Origin of the sequence: Nocardiopsis protaetiae, assembly GCF_045446735.1 — a bacterium.
Classification (GTDB): domain Bacteria; phylum Actinomycetota; class Actinomycetes; order Streptosporangiales; family Streptosporangiaceae; genus Nocardiopsis; species Nocardiopsis protaetiae.
Genome location: NZ_JBJJBV010000408.1, coordinates 1 through 4334 on the forward strand (window position 1 = coordinate 1; position 4334 = coordinate 4334).

The window sequence follows — 4334 nt, forward strand, 5'->3', positions numbered from 1 at the left end:
ACCTGGTGCGCGCGCCGCCGTGGTGGACGGTGGCGGGCGGCGCCGTGATGATCTGGCTGTTCGTCCTGGTCTGCCGCCCCGAACCCAGTGTGGTGCGGGCCGCCTTCATGGGCTCCCTGGCCCTGCTGGCCCTGGCCGCCGGCCGCGCCCACATGGCGCTGGGCGCGCTGGGCGTGACCGTGGTCGGGGTGCTGTTCGTCGCCCCCGCCCTGGCCTCCTCCTACGGCTTCGCGCTGTCGGTGCTGGCCACCGCGGGCATCGTGCTGCTGGTGCCGCGCTGGACCCGGGAGTGGTCGGCGTCGGTCCCCAGGGTGCTGGCCGAGGCCCTGGCCGTGGCGGTGGCCGCGCACCTGGCGGTCGCCCCGGTGCTGGTGACCCTGTCCGGCGAGGTGTCGTGGGTGGCGGTCCCCGCCAACGTGCTGGCCGCCCCGGTGGTGGCGGTGGTGACGGTGCTGGGCTCCCTGGTCACCGCCCTGGCGATGGTGCTCCCGGGGGCGGCCGCCGCGGTGGCGGTGGTGCCCGGGTGGGGCGTGGCGTGGATCGCGGCGGTCGCGCAGGTGGGCGCCCGCGTCCCGTACGGGGCGCTGCCCTGGCGGACCGACCTCGTGGGCGCGCTGGTGCTGGCCGTCCTGGTGGTGGCGCTGGTGGTGTCCCGGGGCCGGGTGCGGCGGGTGCTCGCCGCCGGTGCGGTGGCGGTGCTGGTGCTGGCCGCGGCGGCCCGCTGCCTGCCGGGCGGGTGGCCGCCGCGGGACTGGGCGGTGGTGGCCTGCGACGTGGGCCAGGGCAGCGCGTTCGTGCTGTCGGTGGCCCCCGGCGCGGCGGTGGTGGCCGACGCCGGGCAGTACCCGGAGGCGGTCGACGGCTGCCTGGAGCGCCTGGGGGTGCGCGAGGTCCCGCTGCTGGTGCTCAGCCACGACCACGCCGACCACGTGGACGGCACCCCCGGCGTGCTGCGGCACCGACGGGTGGACCGGGCCCTGGTCCCGCCGGGGTTCGCCGAGACCCCGGTGGGCGGGCTGCTCGCCGCGGCGGGTGTGGAGCAGCTGACCGCCGAACGCGGTGCCCGGCTGCGCGTGGGCGCCTGGACCCTGCGCGTCCTGTGGCCCCCACCCGGCTACCGCGGTTCGGTCAACGACGGCTCGGTGGTGGTGCGCGCCGACGCCCCGCACCTGTCGGTGCTGCTGCCCGGCGACGTCGAGGAGGAGGCCCAGCGCGGCATGCTCGGCGAACCCCTGGCGGTGGCGGTGCTGGCGGTCCCCCACCACGGTTCGGCGGCGCAGGTCCCGGAGTTCCTGGAGGCCACCAGGGCGCGGATCGCCCTGACCTCGGTGGGCGCCGACAACCCGTACGGCCACCCGGCGCCGCTCACCCAGAGCGTGCTGCGCCGCATGAACGCCCTGGACCTGCGCACCGACCTGTCCGGGGACATCGCGGTGGTCGGCTCGGCCGAGGGCCCGCTGGCACTGGTCCGGGGACCGGACCGGTCGCTTCGGCGCGCGGGAGGTCGGTGGGGCGTGGCATGCTCGTGGTATGCCTGCACCCGCCCCGATCACGATCATCGTCGGCGACGAGGAGCTCCTCGTCGACCGGGCCGTCGCCGCCATCGTGGCCGCCGTCCGCGCCGAGGACCCGGAGGTGGACGTCCACGACCTGGTCCCCTCCCAGGTGGGTCCGCACACCCTGGTGGAGGTGACCTCCCCGTCGCTGTTCGGCGACCGCCGGGTGGTCGTGCTGCGCTCCTCCCAGGACCTGGTCAAGGACCTGGCCGAGACGGTGACCGCCTATCTCGAGAACCCGGCCGACGACGTCACCATGGTCCTGACGCACGCGGGCGGCAACAAGGGCAAGGCCCTGCTCCAGGCGGCGCAGAAGGCGGGCGCGGCCCGGGTGGACTGCAAGGGCCCCACCAAGGGTCCCGAACGCGTGGCCTTCGTCAAGGCCGAGTTCTCGGCGGCGGGCCGGCAGATCACCCCGGACGCCGCCCAGGCGCTGCTGGACGCGGTCGGCAGCGAGCTGCGCGAGATCGCCGCGGCCTGCACCCAGCTGGTCGCCGACACCGAGGGCCGGGTGGACGCGGCCGCGGTGGCCCGGTACCACTCGGGCCGGGCGGAGGCGTCGGGGTTCACCGTCGCGGACCGCGCGGTGGAGGGCCGCCTGCCCGAGGCCCTGGAGCAGTTGCGCTGGTCGCTGGCGGTGGGCACCGCCCCGGTGCTGATCAACAGCGCGCTGGCGGGTGCGGTGCGCGGGATCGCCGTGGTGGCGGGTCCCTCGCGCGGCGGCTCGGACGCGGACCTGGCCAAGAGCGCCAAGGTTCCGCCGTGGAAGCTGCGCACGCTGCGCCAGCAGGCGCGCGGCTGGTCCCCGGCGGGGATCGGCCGGGCGATGGCGGTGGTCGCCGAGACCGACGCGCTGATCAAGGGTGCGGGCCGCGACCCGGAGTACGCGCTGGAGCGCGCCGTCATCGAGATCGCCCGGGCCCGCGGCCGCCGCTAGCCCGTCACCCACCACCACCCACCCGTCACCCACCACCACCCTCAAAGGGCGGCCTCCGGCCGACAGATCTCCCTCTCAAAGGCGGGCTTCGGCCGTGGCCCCGCTCTGCCCGTCGCCGTCGGAGGCGGCGCCTCGCGCGCCGCCCCTGCGACCCGCGCCCGGCGTGCCGCCCACGCCGCCACCGCTCCCCGTCGACGCGCCGCTAGTGGATGGTGCGGCCGCCCTGCCACACGTGCAGGGCCTTGAGCCCCATCGACCACGCGAAGGCGCCCTCGTGGTCGGCGTCCCACTGCACCAGGTCGGCCAGGTTGCCGGGCGCGAGCATGCCGCGGTCGGCGAGCCCCAGCGCGCGGGCGCCGCCGACGGTGGCGGCGTGCAGCGCCTCCTGCACGGTCATCTGGAACATGGCCACGGCCAGCGAGATGATGAGCGGCATCGACGTGGCGCCGCTCTGCCCGGGGTTGTGGTCGGTGCCCAGCCCGACGGGCACGCCGTGGTCGAGCAGGGCCCGCACCGGCGGGTGGCGGCGTTCGTGCAGCGAGGTGGTGGGGCAGGCCACCACGGGGGTGCGGGTGGCGGCCAGCGCCAGGATGTCCTCGTCGTCGGTCTCGTGCAGCAGGTCCACGGAGGTGCAGCCGATCTCGGCGGCCATGCGCACCGCCCCGTGGCGGGGCCGCGAGCAGGCGTGCAGCGTGGTGCGCAGCCCCACGGACTGGCCCACGGACAGCAGCATCCGCGCGTCGTCGGTGGTGAACTGCCGGTTGTCGCAGTAGACGTCCACCCCGTCGGCGCCCACCTGGGCGGCGTCGGCGAGCCAGGAGGCGGCGGTGGCGACGTACTCGGCGGGGCGGCCGAAGAACTCGGGCGGCACCCCGTGGGCGGGGAAGAACGTGATGTGCAGGCGCGGCATCCCGGGCTCCTCCTCCAGGGAGCGCAGCAGGCGCACGTCGGCCAGTTCGCCGTCGCGGGTGAGGTGGTAGCCGGTCTTGGCCTCGACGGTGGTGGTCCCGGTGATGACCCAGTGCCGCAGCCGTTCCCGCACCGCGTTGCACAGGGTCCAGGGGTCGGTCCCGCGCGTGATGGTGACGGTGGTGGACACCCCGCCGCCGGCGGCGAAGATGTCGCCCTGGGAGGCGCCCTTGGCCCACATGTTGACCTCGGCGTAGCGGTCGCCCGCGTAGACGGGGTGGCAGTGGGCGTCGACGAGTCCGGGCGTGATGAGCCCGCCGCCGATGTTGATGATGTCGTCGACGTCGGTGAGGTCCTCGTAGACCCCGGGCAGCCGCTGGGGCAGCTCGGCGGCGGGACCGACCCAGGCCACCCGCTCGTCGTCGATCAGGAGCGCCGCCTTGGTCAGCATCTCGTCGCCGGTCCACAAGCGACCGATGTTGCTGAGGAGTACGACCGCCATGGTCAGCCGCCGGTCAGTTCCACCGCGTGGAGGGAAGGGAGGGGTCGTGCAGGGAACGGGCGAACATGGCGACCTCGTATCTGGAACGATCCGACAGGGCCGACGGGGGCGGCCGGGGGCACCGCCGCGCGGGTCGGGGATCGCGTCGCGCCGGGCGCGTCGTGTCCGCCGGTCGATAGGGGCGGCGGCCGGTGCTCCAAAACCGTAGTCCATTCCCGGACTCCGTGTACACCTCTCCACAGGGACGAATGCGAGCGTTCCACCGCAGACCACTCACGAAGTCGACGTGATGAACCCCATGCCCGCTCCCGGTGACCTGCGGACATCCGATGTCCGGCGAGCGCGTCGGCACCGTCCGCAAACGTGAGACCCCGTCTCCTGCACACCTCCCGCCGCACCGGCGCACCCCTCCCAGCGCCTCGGCGGCCCC

At 75.4% G+C, this 4334-nt stretch carries 2 protein-coding genes and 1 pseudogene; 2 read left to right on the top strand and 1 reads right to left on the bottom strand.

The genetic code is table 11. The features are described 5' to 3' along the window. Together ACJOT3_RS32900 and holA are read left to right on the top strand one after the other, a co-directional pair. Window positions 1-1481 (top strand): annotated as a pseudogene (locus tag ACJOT3_RS32900) (ComEC/Rec2 family competence protein); the annotation flags it as partial. Window positions 1482-1530: 49 nt separating this feature from the next. Then, entirely contained in the window at window positions 1531-2493 is a 963-nt protein-coding gene (gene holA / locus ACJOT3_RS32905) for a DNA polymerase III subunit delta (protein ID WP_406977036.1), read from the top strand. Between the two features lie 202 nt (window positions 2494-2695). Here the strand turns inward: holA and ACJOT3_RS32910 are convergent, their stop codons facing one another. Next, complete coding sequence (locus tag ACJOT3_RS32910) at window positions 2696-3904, bottom strand: amidohydrolase family protein (protein WP_406977037.1); 1209 nt, start codon at window positions 3902-3904, stop codon at window positions 2696-2698. Window positions 3905-4334: the final 430 nt, after the last annotated feature.